The organism is Raoultibacter timonensis, assembly GCF_022845715.1.
Lineage (GTDB): Bacteria > Actinomycetota > Coriobacteriia > Coriobacteriales > Eggerthellaceae > Raoultibacter > Raoultibacter timonensis.
This window is the reverse complement of the sequence record NZ_AP025564.1, coordinates 2449865-2469352: the sequence shown is the minus strand read 5'-3', so window position 1 is coordinate 2469352 and position 19488 is coordinate 2449865. Positions and strand designations below refer to the sequence as shown.

The window sequence follows — 19488 nt, the reverse complement described above, 5'->3', positions numbered from 1 at the left end:
AATCTCTGTCGAGATTATTCTGCAGCTGTTTCTGCTGCGAGCTTTTGACCTGCTATGCGGCCGTAAGCGAAAGCGAAGCTGACGTAGCATCCGCATCCTGGATAGTTGCCGGGGATACCGAAGATATTTGTTCCGACGTCGTTGCCCGATGCATAGAGGTGGGGAATGGGGTTGCCGTTTATATCGAGCACTTGAGCATCGGTGTTGATGCGCACGCCTCCGTGGCATTCGGCCATATTCATGGCCGGTACTTCCATATACCCCTCGTCGTCCATGTTCAACCACGAATTGAAAACATCGTTGTACTGGGGATCGTACTGATACACTTGGGCTACCTCAATAGGGTAGAAGTTACACATGTTGTACAGATCGGCACCGATGGACATGGCCGCGTTGATGCCGTCTCCCTCGCAGTCGTAGCACATATACGTCGTGTAGGGCAGAGCTTCTTGGCAGAACTTCATTTTCATGTCGTCGGATGCGCAATACCCTCCAGTAGCGAGCATGACGCCCTTGGTTGCTTTTATGTTGATGCTGCCAGAATCGGTGGTCGCAACTACTCCGATCACCGTCCCGTCTTCATCGGTGATGAATTTTGAAAGAGCGGTTTTGAATTCGGCAGAAATAACGCCGTCTTTGATTTTTCCGTTGATGTTTTCGTAAAGCGGTTCGAATAGTTCTGGCCCCGAGTTTGCGGCGTTTCCTTCGGAGTGCGCCCAATGGGAGCGGGCTACCGCTTCGGCTTTCGAGATGCCAAACTTATCGTACTCGCATCCAACTGCATTCAAACAACCTGCGGTTACTCCGTTTCCGCCGTCGCCTGTGGCCTCATTACCCTGGGCGCCTTCGTTTTCGACTGCCATGCCTAGTTCGAATAGATCACGTCCGCAGTAATCGGTGCACATCTGTTGCAGCCAGTTAACGTTTTCACCCGAGTGCTCTGCGTATGTCCGGATGATATCATCGGGGCAGAGTTCGTAATTCTGGTTTACGCACGTTTTAACCCAGTTGTAGAGCGCATCGGCATCGTCTTCGACGCCGAGTTCCTGCTGAACTTTGGTGCCCGCCCCCATGATGGCGCCCCCGCATCGGGCCATTGATCCGCCTGGGAGTTCGGCTTTTTCGATAATCAGTACTTTGGCACCGTTGTCGGCTGCTTCTATAGCGCATGAGGCACCTGCGGCACCGTACCCGCAAACGAGTACCTCGGTTTCCCTGTCCCACGTTATGCCGCTTGCGGGCTCGGTTGTCGCTGAAGCGCTCGAATTCGACGAGCATCCTGCCAGAGCTCCTGCTCCTGCAGCGGTTGCGCCTAGCATCGCAAGCGATTTGATAAAGGTGCGGCGTGATAATTGTTCTTTCATCGGTTCCCCTTCCCGGTGTCGATCCCGACACCATGTATGCAAACAGGACTCTTTGTCTCCCGTTCGTTTCGCTGATCGGTTAGTCCGCTAAGCCGCGTGGCAGGTGTTGCATTCGTAGACGTTGGTGTGATGGCATGAAGTGCAGGCCCTCTGTGCCGTCTTTTCGACGCCTGTGCTCGAGTGGACTTTGTGACAGGACGTACAGGTGACCTCGGCATGCTGGTCTCCTTCGGGAAGATCGTGCGGATTGACGACGGTACCATTCTCGTCTGTGAGAACGGTGCTCGCTTGAGACTTTTCAGCTACGTCTTCATGGGCATGGCAGGATTGGCATACCGCTTCGTCGTCGACTGCAGTCGCTTTCAAGGTCGATGGCATTTTGCTGTCCGCCCTGGCATCCGCATGTACGCTCGCCAGGGCGCTTGCGTCGGTATGGCATTGCATGCATGTTTGGCTCGCGTGCTTCGATGCAAGACATGCTGAGTCAGTTTGGCTTTCGGCTTGTTTGTCATGGCATGTGGAGCAATCGCTTTCTGCGGACCATTCCACCGTGATTGCCGGAGCTTCGTTTTCCCTCGCTTCCGCTGCTCTTTGTGTATTTTGCTCTGCTTGCTGTGGACTGCATGCCGTAAGGGTCAGTATGGCAAGCACGCCGATAAAACAGCAGGCTGAACGCGTGTGCTTGGATGCAAGTAGCATGATTTCCTCCTCGTTTATGGCATAGGTGGGTTTGCGGGCAGATCTTCCGTTTGCAAACCCTGTGCGAAGTTCCCCTTAGCTCGTATGATAGAAGCATCAGTTGCTTGCTGTTGCAGCAACCTGCGAGATGGGGTTTGCTGTGTTCGTCATTGGCGATCTGCGAGTCGAAGTGCCCCTTCTCCTATTTGCATAGAGTTTCGTTTTCGGATCCCAGAGCGTTGCAATAATTGCAAGAGGCGTTTCGAGCTGTTGCAATCAGCTTTTCTCTAACATGGGTTAAGATGAGGAGGCATCATAGGGGATACATGCATGCAGATCGGATTGATTTCAATGGCAAGGAGGGGCTATGGAAATCGAAATGCTGCGGGAGTTCATTACGTTTTCTAAACATATGAACGTTACAAGGGCGGCCGATGAGCTTCACCTTGCTCCGTCTTCGCTGAGCAGGCATATATCGGCAATGGAAAAAGAGCTCGGTATACCGCTTATTACCCACAAGGCGACGAAGCTCTTTCTCACCACAGCGGGATCTCAATTGCTCGATGCTGCCTGCGCAATAGCTGCGCGTTACGACAACCTGATTCATAAGGTAGACGGACTGAAACAAGCGGGTTTCAGCGACGTGCGTATTGTGTATGCGCTCGATGATCGATCGATCATCGATATTGTCTCGCTTGCCTATGCTTCGCTTTGCGACACGCTCGAGGGGTTGTCGGTTCGATCGGAGTGTATACGGGGTAAAAGCATTTGTGAGGCGCTCGATGACGATGAGGTTGATATCGCTATTCTGTACGATCTAAGCGGAATAGATTTCGATGCGTACAGTGCGGTTCCCCTTATCGAGGATTCGATTCTGATCGCTTTGCCGAAATGCGCTGCTGTCGAAGGAAGAACGAGTATCGATCCGTGCGAGGTTATGGCAAGGTCGGTGCCTTGGCCAACGGCTTCGCGAGACAACTACCTCGAGCGCGCTATGCGTATGTTCGACGGATGCGAAAAAAAGCCCTCGATTCACTGGATCGACGCCGACAACATGGATACGTTTTTCATGCATATGCTCGATGATCAGGAGATGTGGTTCTTTTCGAAAAAGCAGTACGAAGAATACCGAAACTGCGTGCCAACGTGCTTCATGAACTCCGTTGTTGCCTACGAAGTCGAACGCGTTGATTCGCGGTTCACGCGATATGCGGTGTATCGTACCGACACGCCAAACCGTGCTGCCGCCCTGTTCGCGGAGGCCATGGCGAACGTAGATTTCGATTAAGCAATGGCTTGACTTTGATTCGACGTGGACGGCATGCCGGGCCGGTTGGCGCCGGGAAACGGCATGCCGCCTTCCGATACGAACCGATCAGCCCGCTAGGAGCGCATCGGGAACGCGAATCCTTCGAGGGCCTCGTTCAGGTACGCGTTGAACGCGCGCATGGAAAGAAAGCTATCGAGCAGCCTCTCTCGCAGGGCTTTTTCGTCTTCCACGACGGCGTCGGCGATGGCCTCTTCGATCGACCAGCAGGTGCACCTGAGGTATTCGGCGGCGGGGTTTTCCGCATCGTAGCCTTGCGGCATGCGCTTGAGCGGCATGCCGATGAACGCGAACCGGGCTCTGAACGCCTCGTCTTCCACAAGAGAGAGGAATGTTTCAGGATCTGCCGCGATGGCGTCGCGGACCAGCTTCACCGCCTCTTTGAGCCGCGGCGCAAAGAGGCCGCCGCCTGCAAACGAGTTTCCCGGAGCGATGCTCACGAAGTAGCCGACGGGTACGGGCGCGCGTCCCGCAGGCGAGATATGCGCTCTGAACACGGGGTTGTAAGGCGATTTATCGTTGCTGAACCGCGTATCGCGGTTGATGCGAAACACGAGGCTTTTGGGATCGAGGTGCCCGACCTGCTCGCCCTGGGCGGCAAGATCGTCGATGCAGGTTTGCACGAGTGCGAGAAACTCTTGCTGGGCGGCTTTCTTTCGATCCTCGTTTGCGTGCATCCATGCGAGGCTGTTGTGCTCGCGGACGTCGGCGAGGAAACCGAGCAGAGCGCTAGTTGCCATATCCGGCCCCCTTGCTCGGATCGAGCACGATGTCGAAACTCTGCGTGCTCATACAGGCAGCGAGGAGTTCTCTGGTTCGCGGCGTCGATCGATACGACGGAAGCGAGTCGAACAAACACGAGTAGCCGTCGAGCTGATCCATGGCATCGACGAACGCGTTGTTCTCCGCATCGGATCGATCGAGCGCCGAGTATTCGAGGCTGCGGGGCTTAAGCCTTTGCGTTGCGATGGCGAAGTTGACGCGCCGCCCGCACGAGCAAACATCGGAGCCTCCGTGCTGGCAGTAGGCCGAGAGGAACTCCGAGACCGTTTTACGAGCGCGGGAGAGACGCTGTCGATATGCCTCGGCGGTGATGCCGAGAATGTCCGAGGCGGTGGTGCTGTCGATCTTGAACATGGTTCCGAGCACGTAGGCGCATCGGCTGTCGGCGTCGAGGCATTGCAGCATGACGTTGGTGCAGGAGAGCTTGAGCTCGCGTTCGAGCAGGCTTTGATCGACGCCCTCGGAATGATCGGGCACGTCGAGTGCCCGCTTGTCGCAGATGTCGGCACCGTACATCTCGAAACTGAACGGCGCGTCGGCGAACATATGGGAGCGGCAGTCTTTCAGATGATTCACGGCAATGCGGTAGACCCAGGTTGAAAACGCGCTCTCTTTTCTGAAAGAGGAGAGGTGCGTCATTATCTTGACGGCGATCTCCTGGGTGGCGTCTTCCGCGTCGTGGATCGTACCGAGGAAACGCAGGGCAAGATTGAACGCGAGATCGCTCGCGCTGTCGAGCAGCTCTTCGAGTGCCTGGCCATCGCCTGCGACCGCCTTGTCGATGAGTTCGAAATCGTGTTCGTTTGCCTGTTCGTTTGGTTTCATGCATCCGCCTTTCTGCTGGCGGCAGCGCCGCCTTCTGTCCGTTGCATGTGATTAGACGGGTACGCGGGCGCAACTGTGACACAGAATATCAGGAAAAACCGCAGAGCGGCGAGGGGTCCCGCATGCCAGGCGATGCGAAGAAAGAAAAATCCGAGTGGGCCGGTAAGCCGGGTTCTGTCGTTGGGACGATCATTTATCTCGAACGCATGTCGCCATGCGCCTCTAGCACGCAACCCGAACGCACGGAAGGGCAGCCGTATCGCGTTCCTATTTGCGCTTGCTCCAGATGGGGTTTACCAAGCCGCGCCGTTGCCGACGCGCTGGTGCGCTCTTACCGCACCGTTTCAGCTTTTCCCCCGTTTCCGCGCACCGAAGCGTGTTTCCGCGAGGGAGTCTTCTTTTCTGTGGCACTGATCCGTCGGGTCGCCCCGCCCAGCCGTTAGCTGGCATCTTGCCCTTTGGAGCCCGGACTTTCCTCACACACAGTGCGCGATCGTCTGGCCCACTCAGGTATGGTATTCTACCAAATCATCACCCAAGATAAGGCAGGAACACATGAACGGCACCACTGCGCATTTTCGTTTCGCAACCAAAGGCGATATACCGGGCATTCTCGAGATGATCCGCAGGCTTGCTGCCTATGAGCATGCCGAAGACGAAGTGCGCGCTACGCCCGAGCTGCTCGACGAGTGGATGTTCGAGAGGCGCGCGGCCGAAACCGTCGTCATGGAGGCGCCCGATGCGGGCATCGTCGGGATCGCGGTGTTCTTTCAGAACTTCTCGACGTGGACGGGAACGGGCGGCATGTACCTCGAGGACCTCTACATCGACGAGCCGTACCGCGGCAACGGCGCAGGCAGGGCCCTCATGGCCCATCTTGCCGGCATCTGCAAGAAGCGCGGTTGGGTTCGCCTCGATTGGTCGTGCCTCGATTGGAACGAGCCGAGCCTCGGGTTCTACCAGCGCATCGGTGCGGCGCGGATGGACGAATGGGTGCACCATCGCCTTTCGGGCGATGCGCTCGAAGCGCTTGCGGCAGAGGCGGTGTAGCCGTGCTGCGGGACGGGGCCGCAACCGTACGTCCGGCGACCGAGGCCGACGTCGGCTTCCTGATCGATCTGATGGCGGGACTCGCGGCGTATGAGGCGACGATCGAAGGCGGCTACGCGGGGGAAGTGACGGTAACTCCCGAAGCACTTGCGGAGCTTCTCTTCGAGGAGCGTTCGATCGGAGCGCTCGTGGCCGAAGACGGACGGGGCCGCATCGTCGGCTGCGCGACGTATTTCCAGATCAGATCAACGTGGACGGGAGCGCCTTGCCTGTATCTCGAAGACCTGTTCGTCGATCGGCGCGCCCGCGGGGCGGGGATCGGCCGAGCGCTCATGGCATCGCTGGCAAGCCTGTGCGAAACGCAGGGCCTCAAGCGCATCGATTGGATCTGCTCGGCGTCGAACGAGCCGAGCCTCGGTTTCTACGAGGGGCTCGGAGCCGTGCGCATGGACGGGTGCCTGCACCATCGCCTTTCGGGCGATGCGCTTGCAGCGCTTGCGAAGGAGGCGCGCTGATATGGCAACGTGCGCCCTGGTCGGGGCTGTTGAGTTCAATGCGGAGCACTTCGCCTCTCAGCGGTTTGACTTCGTGATCGCGGTGGATGCGGGATACGCGCATCTCGAGAAGATCGGCGTCGCGGCCGATCTCGTGGTGGGCGATTTCGATTCGCTCGGCTACGTGCCCGCCCATCCCAACGTAGAAACGCATCCGTCGCACAAGGATGCAAGCGATATCGAGCTCGCGATGGACAGGGCCGCCGAAGAGGGCTTCGACACGCTCGTGGTGTACGGTTGCATGTCGGGCAGGCTCGACCACACCTACGGCATGCTCCAGCTCTTGGCGCGGTTCGCCCGTCGCGGCCTGCGCGTCTTCGCGATAGGCGATACGTTCGCCGTGTGCGCGCTTGAAGGCAGCAGGTGCGGGACGCTGCGCTTCGATGCGGTCGAATCGGGTACGCTTTCGACGTTCGCCCTCACCGATGCAGCGCGCGGCGTAGATGAGGCAGGTCTTGAATACCCGCTCGATAAAGCGACGCTTTCAAACGACGAGCCCCTCGGCGTTTCGAACGAGTTCATCGGCGAGCCCGTGACCGTTTCCGTCGAGGAAGGCACGCTGCTCGTTTTTTTTCCGCTGCATGCGTGGTCTGCGATGTCTTTGGGCGAGTAGAGCGCCCGATGGCGGCTCGTCTCTCCGAAGTCTCGAGCGGACGCGTACCGATCTTCGCTTCGCATCGGATACCGCCGAAGCTGCGTCCACTCGGCGAAGGCCCGGGTCGGGCGGGGTGAGATTGCCCCGGTTTCGTTTCGGCGCGTCTGCGATCCTATGCGGGTTCGGCCGAGACGAAGATTCTGCTTGCGGGATAGTAGGTCAGATAACAGGTGTCGCCGGAGTCGACGATCTCCTCGAGCGCTGTTCGGTCGTGCTCGGAAATCGAAACCCTGCGGGAGGTTCCGTCCTCGAGAGCGGTGAACTCGATCTCGAGGGTGGTTGGGGAAAGGGCGCGATAGCGGCCGCTCGGACGATTCTCCTCGACACCGCTCAACCAGCACAGCGAAGTCTGCGGGCCGCTCGCGCGATCGGCCGCGTATTCCGAAAACGTCATGGAGCCCCCTAACGCACCGAGCGCGGCCATGGCGAGCATGAAGAGGATGAGCCAGAACGGTCCGATGGTCTGATACGTTCGCGGATGCTTTTTGTTCCGTCTGCGCCATAGGACGATCGCAGCGATGCAAAGAGCCATGACTGCCAGTCGAAACACCACGTCGAACGTCGAATCCGCTCGGTCGAGGCTCGAAAGCGCACCGAGGGCGACAAGTGCGCAGCCACCGTAGATGATGATGGTCGCGCCCAGCTTGCCCGTTTCGGAGAGAATGGCGATCGCGCAATCGTGGACCGCCTCGCTTCCCCGCGGACGGCTCGTCCAGGCATCCATTGCGAAAACGCTGCCGAACAGCAGCATGGTCACGCCGAAGCCTATGAAGCCTGCTCCGAGGATGCCGTGGTTGCGCAACCCCTCTTCGCCTACCGTCGTGGATTGCATGCCGAACAGTATTGCGGCAAACGAGGCGAACAGGAGCACAACGCCTGAGATCAGGATTGCTTTACGGGAAAACGGTGTGCCTGGGGCAACGATGGACGGCATGGACATTCCTCTTCGACGACGATACGCATCCATTGTACCCGCTTGGCGCTGCCCGTTTCCGAGGAAATCGCGCACGTTCGCCGTCCTGGCGCGCGAACGCGGCGAGGAGGGATATACTGGCTCATTGGCTGGCGCGTATGCGCCGCCGGCGGTTTTAGCCGCCTACATACCAGGGGAGCTTGCAGGAGGCGCATGCGCGCTGCGGCAGGCTGAGAGGAAGCGCGATCCCGCTTCGACCCTAGAACCTGATATGGATAATGCCAGCGAAGGGAGCTCTATGACGCAGATTACTGCTGCACGCGACGGAACCGTCACACCCGAGATGAAGATCGTTGCCGAAAAGGAGGGCAGGCCCGTCGAGGAGATACGCGCGGGCGTGGCTGCGGGGCGCATCGCCATTCCTGCGAACGTCAACCACCATGCGCTCTCGCCCGAGGGCGTGGGCGCAGGCCTCAGAACGAAGGTGAACGTCAACCTCGGCATATCGGGCGATCTTCACAACGAGGAAGAGGAGTTCGCCAAGGTTGCCGTGGCGCTCGAGCTGGGCGCCGAGGGCATCATGGATCTATCGAACCACGGTAAGACGCGCGAGTTTCGCACGCGCCTCATCGGGATGTCGAGCGCGATGGTTGGCACGGTGCCCATGTACGATGCGATCGGATACCTCGAAAAGGCGCTCGTCGACATCACGGTCGACGATTTCCTCGAAGTCGTGCGCGTGCATGCCCAGGACGGTGTTGATTTCGCGACCATCCACGCGGGCATGAACCGCCGCGTCATCGACTCGTTCAAGGAGACGGGACGCCTCACCAACATCGTAAGCCGCGGCGGGTCGCTCATCTTCGCATGGATGGAGGCGACCGGCAACGAGAACCCGTTCTTCGAGTACTACGACGAGGTGCTCGCCATCTGCCGCGAATACGACGTGACGATCAGTCTCGGCGACGCCATGAGGCCTGGTTGCACCTACGACGCAACCGATGCGGCCCAGATCGCCGAGCTCATCGAGATCGGAAAGCTGACCGAGCGCGCATGGAACGCGGGCGTGCAGGTGATGGTCGAGGGGCCGGGGCATATGGCGCTCGACGAGATAGCGGCCAACATGAAGCTCGAGAAACGCCTGTGCCACGATGCGCCGTTCTACGTGCTCGGGCCGCTCGTCTGCGACATCGCGCCCGGATACGACCATATTACCGCGGCGATCGGCGGAGCGGTTGCCGCTTCGGCGGGCGCCGATTTCCTGTGCTACGTCACACCGGCGGAGCATCTGCGCCTGCCCGACGTGGCCGACGTGCGCGAGGGACTCGTGGCTACGAAGATCGCAGCGCACGCCGCCGACATCGCCAAGGGCATCCCCGGTGCGCGCGATATCGACAACCGCATGAGCGATGCGCGTCGCCGCATCGACTGGGAAGAGATGTTCGACTGCGCGATCGATCCCGTGCGCGCACGGGAGTATTTCGAAAGCGCGCCTCCTTCGACGGAGGGCACCTGCACGATGTGCGGGAAAATGTGCGCCATGCGTACGGTGAACACGATCATGGACGGCCTGACCATCGATCTCGATGCAAAGTAGCCGAGGTCGGGGCCTCGGGCGAAAACGGCCGATTTTGAAGGAAAAGAGTACGCGGGGCGCCTTCGCGACAGCGCGGGCGCAGGAAAGGATATGAGACATGGAGCAGTTTGCTTTGAAGAACGCGGTCGAGACGGTGCGCGCGAGCGTGCCCCTCGTGCACAACATTACGAATTACGTGACGGTCAATGATTGCGCCAATGCGCTTCTGGCCTGCGGGGGAAGCCCTATCATGAGCGATGAGCCCGAAGATGTGGTCGATATCACGAGCATCTGCGGAGCGCTCACCCTCAATATCGGCACGCTGAACAAGTCGAGTATCGAGGCGATGTTTCTGGCGGGAGCCCGTGCGGCAGAGCTCGGCCATCCCATCGTACTGGATCCCGTGGGGGCAGGGGCGTCGGGGCTGCGGACGCGCACTGCCGCCGAACTCCTCGACAAGCTCCCCATTGCGGTCATCCGCGGCAACATGTCGGAAGTGAAGGCGCTCGCCGGCGGTGCGGCGACCACGCGCGGGGTCGACGTGTGCCCTGACGATGCGGTTACGTCCGAGAACCTTGCCGAGTCGGCTGCCTTCGCCCGGGATTTCGCGCAGCAGACCGGTTCGGTCGTTGCCATTACCGGTGCGATCGATATCGTCGCGCACGGCGACGAAGCCTACGCCGTATCGAACGGGTCGCCCGTCATGGGCAAGATCACCGGTGCGGGCTGCATGCTCTCGTGCGTCTGCGCCGCGTACGCCGCAGTCAACCAGGATTCGATGCTCGATGCGACGGTTGCAGCGGTTGCGAGCATGGGGCTTGCGGGCGAGACCGCCGAGAAGCGCATGGGTTCGCGCGATGGCAACGGGTCGTTTCGCACGTATCTGCTCGACGCGTTGTACCGCATGGACGGCGAGGCGCTCGAAGCGGGCGCGAAGATCGAGCGGATCGATCGGTAACCCATGTATCCGCGCGACAGAATACGCGAGGGCATGCGCCTCTACGCCGTCACCGACGACGCCTGGCTCGACGGGCGGACGCTTGCCGAGTGCGTCGAGCAGGCGATTGCAGGCGGTGCGACGTTCGTGCAGCTGCGCGACAAACGCGCTTCGACCGAAGAGCTGGTTGCCACGGCCGAAGCGCTTGTGCCGTTGTGCCGTAAGGCGGGCGTTCCGTTTGTGGTAAACGACGATGTCGAAGCGGCGATCGCCGCCGATGCCGACGGCGTTCACGTGGGTCAGGACGACATGGCGTGCGCGTCCGCCCGCGCCGCGCTCGGCTCCGGCAAGATCGTGGGGGTATCGGTGCAGACGCTCGAAGAGGCGCTCGAGGCCGAAGCGGCCGGAGCCGACTACCTCGGGGTGGGGGCGATGTTCGGCACGCCGACCAAGCCCGAGGCGGTCGACGTGGGCTTCGACGAGCTCAGACGCATATGCGCGGCAGTCGGCATCCCGGTTGTGGCCATCGGCGGCCTCAACGCGTCGACGGTCCCCGCGCTGGGCGGTTGCGGCGTTGACGGCGCTGCGGTGGTGTCGGCGATTTTTGCGGCGCCTGACATCGAAGCGTCAACGAAACGCCTTCGCATTCTCGTTGACGAGGCGCTCGGTTAAGCGCTACGATTTGCTCGGGCGCGCTGCGTACGCGCGGGCGCCCGAGCGCTTTTTCGAAGGCAGGATACGACAATCGGAAGGACCGATCATGGAAGCAGTCTTGAGCATCGCAGGCTCCGATTCGAGCGGCGGCGCCGGCATTCAGGCCGATATCAAAACCATCGCAGCCCATAAGCTCTACGCCGAGACGGTCATCACGGCGCTCACGGCCCAGAACACTACGGGCGTATACGGTGTAGTCGAGATCGATCCGGCCTTCGTCGCCCAGCAGATCGATGTCGTGTTCGACGATATCCGCCCTCGGGCGGTGAAGATCGGAATGGTTTCTTCCGCGGCTATCATCGAGGCAATCGCCGACAGGCTCGTGGCGAACGCCGCGGAGAACATCGTGCTCGATCCGGTCATGGTCGCCACTTCGGGCGCTCGGCTGATCGACGACGGGGCCGTAGCGGCGCTCATGGACAAACTCCTTCCCCTGGCCGACATCGTTACGCCGAACATTCCCGAAGCCGAGGTGCTTTGCGGACGTGCTATCTCGACGGAAGACGATATGGAGGCTGCCGCAAAACAGCTTGCCGGGAAAACGTCCGGAGCGGTGCTCGTCAAGGGCGGCCACGGAACCGAGCGCGCCGACGACGTGCTCGTGACCGAGCACGGCCGCGTGGTATGGCTGCGCCACAAGCGCATCGAAACCGAGAACACCCACGGAACCGGGTGCACGCTCTCTTCGGCCATCGCCTGCGGGCTTGCGCAGGATTTCGACATGCAGGCCTCCGTTTCGAAGGCGAAGAACTACGTGACGGGAGCGTTGCAGTACGGCCTTTCCCTCGGCCGCGGCAACGGTCCGCTCAACCACATGTGGGATTACTGATCGCCTTTTCGGGTACGCGTGTCCGGTTCGCTGCGCCGGTGCCGATCGCATGGGACGACGCGGCGGCGCCGGGCGTGCTGGCTGGGCGCGGCATGCGGGCGTTGATCTGCTGCCAAACCAGGATCGACATGCGCCCGTTCGGGGCCTCGAAACGCCAGATGCCCGTCGGGGGCTGCATGCGAGGCCTGCGCTACCCCCGCAAATGGGGCTTAGCGGCGGAAGTGCCGAATCGTGACAGGAAAACGAAGATATTCGTCGTTGCCCGGCCATCGCATTGCAATCGGCTTCGGAGTCGAATCGCTGAACTGGGGTGATTCGAGAGCTCAAGGTCGGTGCCTTTGATCTCGTCGTACCAGGTGCGCTGCGACGACGAATACGGGCGTTTTTCTGCCAACTTCGGGCAGATTGCGTGCTCGCGGGTCGGGGCGGGGGCCCGGGGGCTACCTTCGAGGTGCTTGCGGCACGGGCGCAGTGCCGTCGGCTATTCTCGAAGCTGCTCATAGCGCCGTGCGCATGGGCGCGCGAGAGCTCCTGGTGTCCGCCAAGGGCCGCTGTGCGACGTTTTGAGACGTCGTTTGGCAGAACCGAGTTCGGCGACCTGCGGAAACATCGATTGATCGAGCGGAAATGCATCGAATTTTGTCGCACAGCGGCCCTTGGCGGACATCGGCTTTCCGTTGGGGATCGTCGATGCGGCTCATGCTTCGTAGAGGCACTGCCCGCCCACGTAGGTGGCGAGCACGCGGGCACCTTGGATCTCGTCTTCGGGAACGGTGAGAAGGTTGCGGTCGAGCACGGCGATATCGGCGAACTTGCCGGCTTCGATCGTCCCGAGCTCATGTGCGCGTCCGGCAGCTTGCGCGCTTCCGAGCGTGTAGGCGCGGATCGCTTCGGCCATCGTGATGCGCTCGGCGGGCAGCCAGCCGCCGAGCGGCTCGTGGGTTCGCGGATCCTGGCGCGTGACGGCGGTATAGAGCACGTCCATCGAATTTACGTCGACGACGGGGGAGTCGGTACCGAATCCCATCTTGACGCCCTGCTCCAAAAACGTGGCGAACGGCCACATCCAACGTATACGTTCGAGTCCCAAATCGCGCTCCGGGCCGCCCGGGTCGAGCGTGATGTGCGGCGGCTGAACGGCGGCCAGCACGTCGAGTTCGGCCAAACGCGCGATATCGTCTGGCTGGAAGTTCTCGAGATGCTCCAGGCAGTTCTGGCCGTGTTCGAGCGGCCCGTAGCGCTGCCGCGCCTCATCGAAGATGTCGAGCGCGCAGTGGATGGCCTCGTCGCCGATCGTGTGGACGCGCACGGCATGGCCCGCTTCGGCCGCTGCGAGTACGAGCCGGCGCATCGTGGAAGGTTCGACGGTGGGCCGTCCGCGATCGCCCTCGAACTGGGCGTTCGCGTAGGGTTTTTCGAGGTAGGCGGTGTGCTGGCTCGAAACGCCGTCGAAGAACTGCTTGAAGCCGGGAGCCTGCAGGCGGGGGCCGGTGAACCGCTGTTGCATGGTTTCGAGGCGGGACATGTCCTCGGTGAGCGTAGGAAACATGTGCACGCGCACGGCGAGCCTGCCTTGGCGCTCGAGCGATTCGTAGATGTCGTCGCGCACGAAGTCGAGACCTGGACTCGCCATGAGCGACATGTCGCATACCGAGGTGATGCCGTTTTCGAGCAGCCTGTCCATGAAGCCGCAGTAGGCATCCTGCATCTCGTCGTCGGTGAACGAGGAGACGATGCGCCCCATGAGCTCCATGGCGGCTGATTCGCGGATGATGCCCGTAAGCTCGCCGCGTTCGTTGCGGTCGTAGGCGCCTCCCGCGGGTGGTTCGGTCGTTTCGTCGATGCCGAGCACGTCGAGCGCAGCCGAGTTGACCCACAGCGTGTGGGCGTCGCCCGAATAGAGGGCAACGGGCCGGTCGGGGTAGGCTTCGTCGAGCGAACGTCTGCTCGGCATGGCTGCCGGGTTCCACCGGTACTCGCGCCAGCCCTGAGCGAGCACCCAAGAGCCTTCGGGGCGCGATGCGGCGAGCGGTGCGAGGCGGGCGACGTAGTCGGCTTCGCTCGAGCCGAGGTAGTTCATCGCAAGGGGCGAGCTGTAGAGCGCAGAATGGAAGAAGTGCAGGTGCGAATCGTGAAAGCCGGGAATGACGAGCGCGTCGCCGTAATCCTTCACGATGGTTTCGGGGCCGCGCCATCCTTCGGCATCCGCCTTGGAACCCGCAAAAACGATGCGGTCGCCCGCAACGGCGACGGCGCCCGGTACCGCATCAGCACCTACTCCCGTGAACAGCGCTTCCGTTTCGATGATGGTATCGGCGAACACGGCCGCTCCTTTCAAATGAACCAGCTTGTGCGGTTCGGCCCGCATCGCGGGCGGCCGCGTTCAGCTTCTCTGCATACGGTAGGGAGCCTCTTACGACGGAAGCTCGAATCGGTATTCGTCTCCGCAGATGGTCTGTTTGATCTTTCCATCGCATACGAGGTAGACCAGATGAGCCATCGTCTCCGCCATCGAGAAGTACTTCTGGTCAAGCGGCCAATGGCTCCAGTTCGGATACTTCCATTGCGCGTTCTGCGAGATTGAGATGATGTCGTGATGGCCTTGCGCCACGAGTTCGTAGATTTCCTCCAGGCGTTTCTCGTGGTGCTCCTTCAGGTACAGCACGCGTCCGGCAAGGTCGGTGAACGGGTCGCCATGGGCGGGGAGCACGAGTTCGACGTCGTAGCGCTGCATCTTGCCGAGGCTCTCCATGAACTCCTCGAGCGCATTGTGGGTTGCGAACCACGACGAGATGCCCGGCGTGATGCGCTCGAGCACGTGATCGCCGATGAGCATGGTCTTCGTTTGGGGTTCGTATAGGCAGATGTGCCAATTGTCGTGACCAGGGGTTTCGATGATCTCGAATTCGTAGCCGCCCGCCTCGAACGTATCGCCCTCTTCGATGTATATGACGAGAGGCCGATGTTTTAACGGGAGCAGTTCGGCATGGAGTTTCAGGCGCACTGCGCCCTTCTCGAACGAGAGGCCCTCGTCCTGCGGTCGAGCCGCCTGTCGGACGAGCGGCTCGAACACCTTCGCCTCCATCATTTGAAGGTTCTCAACCTCCTGGAAGGAGTGGAGGTTCGCGTATACGCGCATGCCGTGGGAATAGATGCGATCGAGGTTGCCCGTATGGTCGGGATGGGAATGTGTGAGCAGGATCTCAACCGAATCCCAGGTTCGGCCGAGCTCGGTCAGAGCGGCATCGAGCGCCGCTTCGCATGCGGGATGGTCGAACCCGACGTCGACGATGGTCGTCTTTTCGTCGCTGAGGATAAAATACGAGTTCAGCTCGCGCAGGGGGTTGTCGGGCAGCGGTACCCTCACGCGATACACGCGGGGAATGACCTCGGTGATGAATCCGTCGTAGTCGAAGTCGTAGCTCTGTGTGTTCGGTGACGCGTCTTCCATGGTTACCTCGCGGGGGATTGCCGTCGTATGCGTTCATTGTACCGCTGCCAAGGTATCGGCTGCGGGACATCCCGAAAACGGTCCGTTTACCGTTTCGTTTGCGCCGATAGCGGTGGGGTACGCTCTTCGATCATGAAGATCGTAAGGAGCGGGCATGTCGCAGCAGCCGTACCGTCTGAGCGCAGACGAGGTTTTGAGTGAACAGCAATCCGGTATCGAGGGCCTCTCGCCCGAAGAAGCGCAGGCTCGCCTGCGCGCATACGGTGCCAACGAACTCGACGAGAGCAAGAAGAAAAGCACACTCGCCGTTTTCTTCGACCAGTTCAAAGACTTGCTCGTCATCGTCCTCATCGCCGCTGCCGGCATATCCCTTTTGTCGGGGCATATCGAAAGCGCCGTCGTCATCTTCGTCGTCATCGCCCTCAATGCCGTGCTCGGCACCGTGCAGACGGTCAAAGCCGAGCAGTCGCTCGCCAGCCTGAAGGCGATGAGCGCACCGCTCGCCCGCGTGGTGCGTGCGGGGGAGCGAGTCGAGATTCCCGCTGCAGACGTGGTGCCGGGCGATATCCTCGAACTCGAGGCGGGCGATCTCGTGGCGGCGGACGGCCGCATGTTTGAAAACTACTCGCTCAAGGTGAACGAAAGCGCCCTTACCGGAGAAAGCGAAGGCGTCGAGAAGACGGTCGCCCCCATCGAGCGCGACGATGCGGTCGTGGGGGATCGGACCAACATGGTGTTCTCGGGGTCACTCGTGATCTACGGGCGCGCTCGCGTGGTCGTGACGGCAACCGGTATGGCGACCGAGCTCGGCAGGATAGCCTCGCTGATGAACGAGACGAAGCAGCGCAAAACGCCCTTGCAGGTGAGTCTCGACGCGTTCTCCGCAAAGCTGGCCATCGGGGTTATCGCCATCAGCGTGCTCGTCTTCGCCCTTTCGGTGCTGCGCAGCGGTATGGGGATCCTCGACTCGCTCATGTTCGCCGTGGCGCTCGCTGTGGCCGCCATCCCCGAGGCGCTCGGATCTATCGTGACCATCGTGCTCGCCATCGGTACGCAGAAGATGGCCAAGCAGCACGCGATCATCAAGGAGCTCAAGGCGGTCGAATCGCTCGGCAGCGTCTCGGTGATCTGCTCGGATAAGACCGGTACGCTCACGCAGAACCGCATGAGCGTGCAGAAGATCTACGTCGGCGACGCCCTCGTGGATTTCGACGACATAAGTATGGACGACGAGCTGCAACGCCAGCTCGTCGAGATCGGACTGCTCGCGAGCGATGCGACCACCGACGAGGAAACGGGGTCGCAGATCGGCGATCCGACCGAGGTGGCGCTCGTGCATATCGGTGACAGCCTGGGCATCGACGAGGGCTCCTACCGCGCGAGCCATCCGCGCCTGCGCGAGCTCGCGTTCGATTCGGACCGCAAGCTCATGAGCACGCTGCACGAACTGCCGCGCGGCATCATGCTTCTGACCAAGGGAGCTCCCGATGTGCTGCTTGCGCGGTCGACGTTCGTGCTCACGGCGGATGGCCCCGCGGTGCTCACCGAAGAACGCAAAGCGGAGATTGCGGAGGCGAACAGCCGCTTGTCGGAGCAAGGATTGCGGGTGCTCGCATTCGCGATGCGCGAGATCGGCGAGGTGCGCGATCTCGCGCTGGCCGACGAATCGGATTTCACGTTCGTCGGCCTCGCCGCCATGATGGACCCGCCGCGCCCCGAGGCCGTCGCCGCCGTTGCCGACGCGAAGCGGGCGGGCATCAGGACGATCATGATCACGGGCGATCACAAGGTGACCGCCTCGGCGATCGCACGCGAGATCGGCATCATGGAGCCCGGCGACGAGGTGCTCGACGGCGCCGAGCTCGACCGGCTTTCCGATGCCGAACTCGATGGTGAGTTGCCGCGCATCTCGGTGTACGCGCGCGTTTCCCCCGAGCACAAGATACGTATCGTGTCGGCGTGGCAGCGCCGCGGCGCCATCGTGGCGATGACGGGCGACGGCGTGAACGATACCCCGGCGCTCAAACGGGCCGACATCGGCATTGCCATGGGCATCACGGGCACCGAAGTGAGCAAGGACGCTGCGGCGATGATCCTCTCGGACGACAACTTCGCCACCATCGTGAAGGCGGTCGAGAACGGCCGCGGGGTCTATGCGAACATCAAGAACACGGTGCACTTCCTGCTTTCGGGCAACATGGCGGGTATCATCTGCGTGCTGTTCGCCTCGATCGCAGGGCTCGCCGCGCCGTTCGCGCCGGTGCACCTCCTGTTCATCAACCTCTTGACCGACAGCCTTCCCGCCATCTCGATCGGCATGGAGCCCGTCGCCGAAGACGTGCTCGACCACAAGCCGCGCGATCCGAAAGGCTCGATTCTCGACCGCAGCCTGCTTATCCGCATAGGCGTCGAAGGCGTTCTGATCGCGATACCGACGATGACCGCGTTCTTCATCGGGCTCGCCGAAGCCGGTGCGGCGCTCGGCATGACGATGGCGTTCGCAACGCTTTCGCTCGCACGGTTGTTCCACGGATTCAACTGCCGCGGCGACGCCTCAATCGCGTGTCTGGGCGTTTCCAGCAACCCCTATACGCTGTTCGCGTTCGTCGGCGGCGCGGCGCTTCTCGCCGCCGTGCTGTTCATTCCGTTTCTTCACCCCCTCATCCAGATTGCCGATGTTACGATAGGGCAAGCCGGTTTGATCGTCGCATTGGCGTTCGCGCCGACGCTGGTGATTCAGGTCTACCGTATGGCGAGAGATCTCATTCGTAGATAGGAATTGGTATGGGGACGAAAACTCGAGCGGTTATCGCGGGTGCGGGTGCGGCGCTTGCAGCCTTGTACGGCCTTTCGGTCGTGCTCATCGGAAACAAGTGCGTCGATTTCGCGTTGGTGCCCGGCAAGGACGGCAAGACCGGGCGGATGCGAAAGCCCGATCGCATCGGGGGAGACCTTGCGAACGGATCGGTTGACGCCTCGGTGGCAAGCCTTGTCGAGGCGAACCGGGAAGCGATGCTGGCGAAGCGCGACGCGTGGCTCTCGTCGGTCGAGGTAGAGCGCGTGCGCATCAAGGCGGCGGGCGAGTCCTACGACTTGGCGGGGTTCGTGTATCCCGCCAAAAAACCGACGCTGAGGTGGGCGATGCTCGTTCACGGCTACACGAACACGCACGCTGACATGGAATACCTTGCAGCTTACTACGCCGATCGGGGCTACAACGTGCTGGCCCCCGACCTGCGCGCCCACGGTGAAAGCGGGGGCGACCTCATCGGCATGGGATGGCCCGACCGCATCGATCTTGTGCATTGGGCCGATCATCTGATCGGGCGGTTCGGCGAAGAGGTGTCGATCGCGCTGCACGGGATATCGATGGGCGCAGCCGCCGTATGCATGGCATCGGGCGAGACGCTACCGTTCCAGGTGAAGGCCGTCGTGTCGGATTGCGCGTTCACCGATCTGTCCTCGATGCTCGCCGGGCAGGTGAAGAAGCTCTACGGCCTGCCGCGCCACCCGGTCGTCGACGACGCGCGCATCATGCTCAAGGCGCGGGGCGGATACGACATCAAGCGCGCTTCGGCGCTCGATCAGGTGAAGAAGAGCTCGACGCCCACGCTGTTCATCCACGGCCTGAGCGACGGGTTCATTCCCGCCTCGATGGCGCGCGAGCTGTTCGAAGCGTGCGCCGCGCCCGAGAAACGACTGCTCATCGTTGCGGGGGCGGGCCATGCGCTTTCCGCCCAGACCGATCCGGACCTCTATTTCGATACGGTGTTCGGCTTTCTCGACAGCAAGATGGGCGAAGCGTAAAACGTACATGTTGGATGGGAGCGCG

The 19488-nt window shown here is 61.3% G+C and carries 17 protein-coding genes, 1 other RNA gene and 1 riboswitch; of the genes, 10 read left to right on the top strand and 8 right to left on the bottom strand.

Going from position 1 to position 19488, the window contains the following annotated elements:
• Window positions 1-14: 14 nt before the first annotated feature.
• Window positions 15-1364 carry an FAD-dependent oxidoreductase gene (locus MWL89_RS10180; protein WP_244385937.1) on the bottom strand — a complete coding sequence of 450 codons (1350 nt, stop codon included), beginning with the start codon at window positions 1362-1364 and terminating at the stop codon, window positions 15-17.
• 87 nt (window positions 1365-1451) lie between these two features.
• On the bottom strand, window positions 1452-1742 hold the full coding sequence (locus MWL89_RS10175) for a hypothetical protein (protein ID WP_244385936.1): 291 nt from the start codon (window positions 1740-1742) through the stop codon (window positions 1452-1454).
• Window positions 1743-2409: 667 nt separating this feature from the next.
• Between MWL89_RS10175 and MWL89_RS10170 the strand changes: the two genes are divergently transcribed.
• Window positions 2410-3330 carry a LysR family transcriptional regulator gene (locus tag MWL89_RS10170; protein ID WP_244385935.1) on the top strand — a complete coding sequence of 307 codons (921 nt, stop codon included), beginning with the start codon at window positions 2410-2412 and terminating at the stop codon, window positions 3328-3330.
• Between the two features lie 95 nt (window positions 3331-3425).
• On the opposite strand, the gene MWL89_RS10165 is transcribed toward MWL89_RS10170, so the two are convergent.
• The 3 genes from MWL89_RS10165 to rnpB form a co-directional block, all read right to left on the bottom strand.
• On the bottom strand, window positions 3426-4109 hold the full coding sequence (locus tag MWL89_RS10165; protein ID WP_244385934.1) for a DUF2461 domain-containing protein: 684 nt from the start codon (window positions 4107-4109) through the stop codon (window positions 3426-3428).
• Window positions 4099-4977 (bottom strand): RNA polymerase sigma factor, encoded by an 879-nt coding sequence (locus MWL89_RS10160; protein WP_244385933.1) that lies wholly within the window; start codon window positions 4975-4977, stop codon window positions 4099-4101. The genes MWL89_RS10165 and MWL89_RS10160 overlap by 11 nt, the downstream gene beginning before the upstream one ends.
• A gap of 147 nt (window positions 4978-5124) precedes the next feature.
• An RNA gene (gene rnpB, locus MWL89_RS10155) (RNase P RNA component class A) lies at window positions 5125-5486 on the bottom strand.
• Between the two features lie 46 nt (window positions 5487-5532).
• Between rnpB and MWL89_RS10150 the strand changes: the two genes are divergently transcribed.
• The 3 genes from MWL89_RS10150 to MWL89_RS10140 are packed head-to-tail and all read left to right on the top strand — an operon-like array spanning window position 5533 to window position 7194.
• Entirely contained in the window at window positions 5533-6027 is a 495-nt protein-coding gene (locus MWL89_RS10150) for a GNAT family N-acetyltransferase (RefSeq protein WP_102377800.1), read from the top strand.
• A gap of 2 nt (window positions 6028-6029) precedes the next feature.
• Complete coding sequence (locus tag MWL89_RS10145) at window positions 6030-6542, top strand: GNAT family N-acetyltransferase (protein ID WP_244385932.1); 513 nt, start codon at window positions 6030-6032, stop codon at window positions 6540-6542.
• Window position 6543: 1 nt separating this feature from the next.
• Window positions 6544-7194 (top strand): thiamine diphosphokinase, encoded by a 651-nt coding sequence (locus tag MWL89_RS10140; RefSeq protein ID WP_244385931.1) that lies wholly within the window; start codon window positions 6544-6546, stop codon window positions 7192-7194.
• 154 nt (window positions 7195-7348) lie between these two features.
• On the opposite strand, the gene MWL89_RS10135 is transcribed toward MWL89_RS10140, so the two are convergent.
• The gene (locus tag MWL89_RS10135; RefSeq protein ID WP_244385930.1) at window positions 7349-8170 is read right to left on the bottom strand and encodes a hypothetical protein; all 822 of its coding nucleotides are present in this window, start codon (window positions 8168-8170) and stop codon (window positions 7349-7351) included.
• Window positions 8171-8331: 161 nt separating this feature from the next.
• Window positions 8332-8459: riboswitch (TPP riboswitch) on the top strand.
• Here MWL89_RS10135 and thiC point away from each other — a divergent pair.
• The 4 genes from thiC to thiD all read left to right on the top strand — a co-directional run bounded on the left by thiC (window position 8448) and on the right by thiD (window position 12205).
• Complete coding sequence (gene thiC, locus MWL89_RS10130; RefSeq protein ID WP_102377807.1) at window positions 8448-9746, top strand: phosphomethylpyrimidine synthase ThiC; 1299 nt, start codon at window positions 8448-8450, stop codon at window positions 9744-9746. It overlaps the preceding riboswitch by 12 nt.
• A gap of 97 nt (window positions 9747-9843) precedes the next feature.
• Window positions 9844-10683 carry a hydroxyethylthiazole kinase gene (gene thiM / locus MWL89_RS10125; protein WP_102377808.1) on the top strand — a complete coding sequence of 280 codons (840 nt, stop codon included), beginning with the start codon at window positions 9844-9846 and terminating at the stop codon, window positions 10681-10683.
• Window positions 10684-10686: 3 nt separating this feature from the next.
• Complete coding sequence (gene thiE / locus MWL89_RS10120; RefSeq protein ID WP_244385929.1) at window positions 10687-11334, top strand: thiamine phosphate synthase; 648 nt, start codon at window positions 10687-10689, stop codon at window positions 11332-11334.
• Window positions 11335-11422: 88 nt separating this feature from the next.
• Window positions 11423-12205 (top strand): bifunctional hydroxymethylpyrimidine kinase/phosphomethylpyrimidine kinase, encoded by a 783-nt coding sequence (gene thiD / locus MWL89_RS10115; protein ID WP_244385928.1) that lies wholly within the window; start codon window positions 11423-11425, stop codon window positions 12203-12205.
• Window positions 12206-12902: 697 nt separating this feature from the next.
• Here thiD and MWL89_RS10110 read toward each other — a convergent pair.
• Window positions 12903-14528 carry an amidohydrolase gene (locus MWL89_RS10110; protein WP_244385927.1) on the bottom strand — a complete coding sequence of 542 codons (1626 nt, stop codon included), beginning with the start codon at window positions 14526-14528 and terminating at the stop codon, window positions 12903-12905.
• A 90-nt stretch (window positions 14529-14618) separates the two neighbouring features.
• Window positions 14619-15656 carry an MBL fold metallo-hydrolase gene (locus MWL89_RS10105; RefSeq protein WP_244385926.1) on the bottom strand — a complete coding sequence of 346 codons (1038 nt, stop codon included), beginning with the start codon at window positions 15654-15656 and terminating at the stop codon, window positions 14619-14621.
• A gap of 154 nt (window positions 15657-15810) precedes the next feature.
• Between MWL89_RS10105 and MWL89_RS10100 the strand changes: the two genes are divergently transcribed.
• Complete coding sequence (locus MWL89_RS10100; RefSeq protein ID WP_244385925.1) at window positions 15811-18432, top strand: cation-translocating P-type ATPase; 2622 nt, start codon at window positions 15811-15813, stop codon at window positions 18430-18432.
• An 8-nt stretch (window positions 18433-18440) separates the two neighbouring features.
• Window positions 18441-19463, top strand: coding sequence for an alpha/beta hydrolase (locus tag MWL89_RS10095; RefSeq protein WP_244385924.1), 1023 nt, complete (start codon window positions 18441-18443; stop codon window positions 19461-19463).
• The last annotated feature ends 25 nt before the right edge of the window (window positions 19464-19488 follow it).

Excerpts from the sequence above, each read along its gene's own strand:
- MWL89_RS10180 (WP_244385937.1), bottom strand. The coding sequence starts at position 1,364 with ATGAAAGAACAATTATCACGCCGCACCTTTATCAAATCGCTTGCGATG.
- MWL89_RS10175 (WP_244385936.1), bottom strand. The coding sequence starts at position 1,742 with ATGCCATCGACCTTGAAAGCGACTGCAGTCGACGACGAAGCGGTATGC.
- MWL89_RS10170 (WP_244385935.1), top strand. The coding sequence starts at position 2,410 with ATGGAAATCGAAATGCTGCGGGAGTTCATTACGTTTTCTAAACATATG.
- MWL89_RS10165 (WP_244385934.1), bottom strand. The coding sequence starts at position 4,109 with ATGGCAACTAGCGCTCTGCTCGGTTTCCTCGCCGACGTCCGCGAGCAC.
- MWL89_RS10160 (WP_244385933.1), bottom strand. The coding sequence starts at position 4,977 with ATGAAACCAAACGAACAGGCAAACGAACACGATTTCGAACTCATCGAC.
- MWL89_RS10150 (WP_102377800.1), top strand. The coding sequence starts at position 5,533 with ATGAACGGCACCACTGCGCATTTTCGTTTCGCAACCAAAGGCGATATA.
- MWL89_RS10140 (WP_244385931.1), top strand. The coding sequence starts at position 6,544 with ATGGCAACGTGCGCCCTGGTCGGGGCTGTTGAGTTCAATGCGGAGCAC.
- MWL89_RS10135 (WP_244385930.1), bottom strand. The coding sequence starts at position 8,170 with ATGCCGTCCATCGTTGCCCCAGGCACACCGTTTTCCCGTAAAGCAATC.
- thiC (WP_102377807.1), top strand. The coding sequence starts at position 8,448 with ATGACGCAGATTACTGCTGCACGCGACGGAACCGTCACACCCGAGATG.
- thiM (WP_102377808.1), top strand. The coding sequence starts at position 9,844 with ATGGAGCAGTTTGCTTTGAAGAACGCGGTCGAGACGGTGCGCGCGAGC.
- thiE (WP_244385929.1), top strand. The coding sequence starts at position 10,687 with ATGTATCCGCGCGACAGAATACGCGAGGGCATGCGCCTCTACGCCGTC.
- thiD (WP_244385928.1), top strand. The coding sequence starts at position 11,423 with ATGGAAGCAGTCTTGAGCATCGCAGGCTCCGATTCGAGCGGCGGCGCC.
- MWL89_RS10105 (WP_244385926.1), bottom strand. The coding sequence starts at position 15,656 with ATGGAAGACGCGTCACCGAACACACAGAGCTACGACTTCGACTACGAC.
- MWL89_RS10100 (WP_244385925.1), top strand. The coding sequence starts at position 15,811 with ATGTCGCAGCAGCCGTACCGTCTGAGCGCAGACGAGGTTTTGAGTGAA.
- MWL89_RS10095 (WP_244385924.1), top strand. The coding sequence starts at position 18,441 with ATGGGGACGAAAACTCGAGCGGTTATCGCGGGTGCGGGTGCGGCGCTT.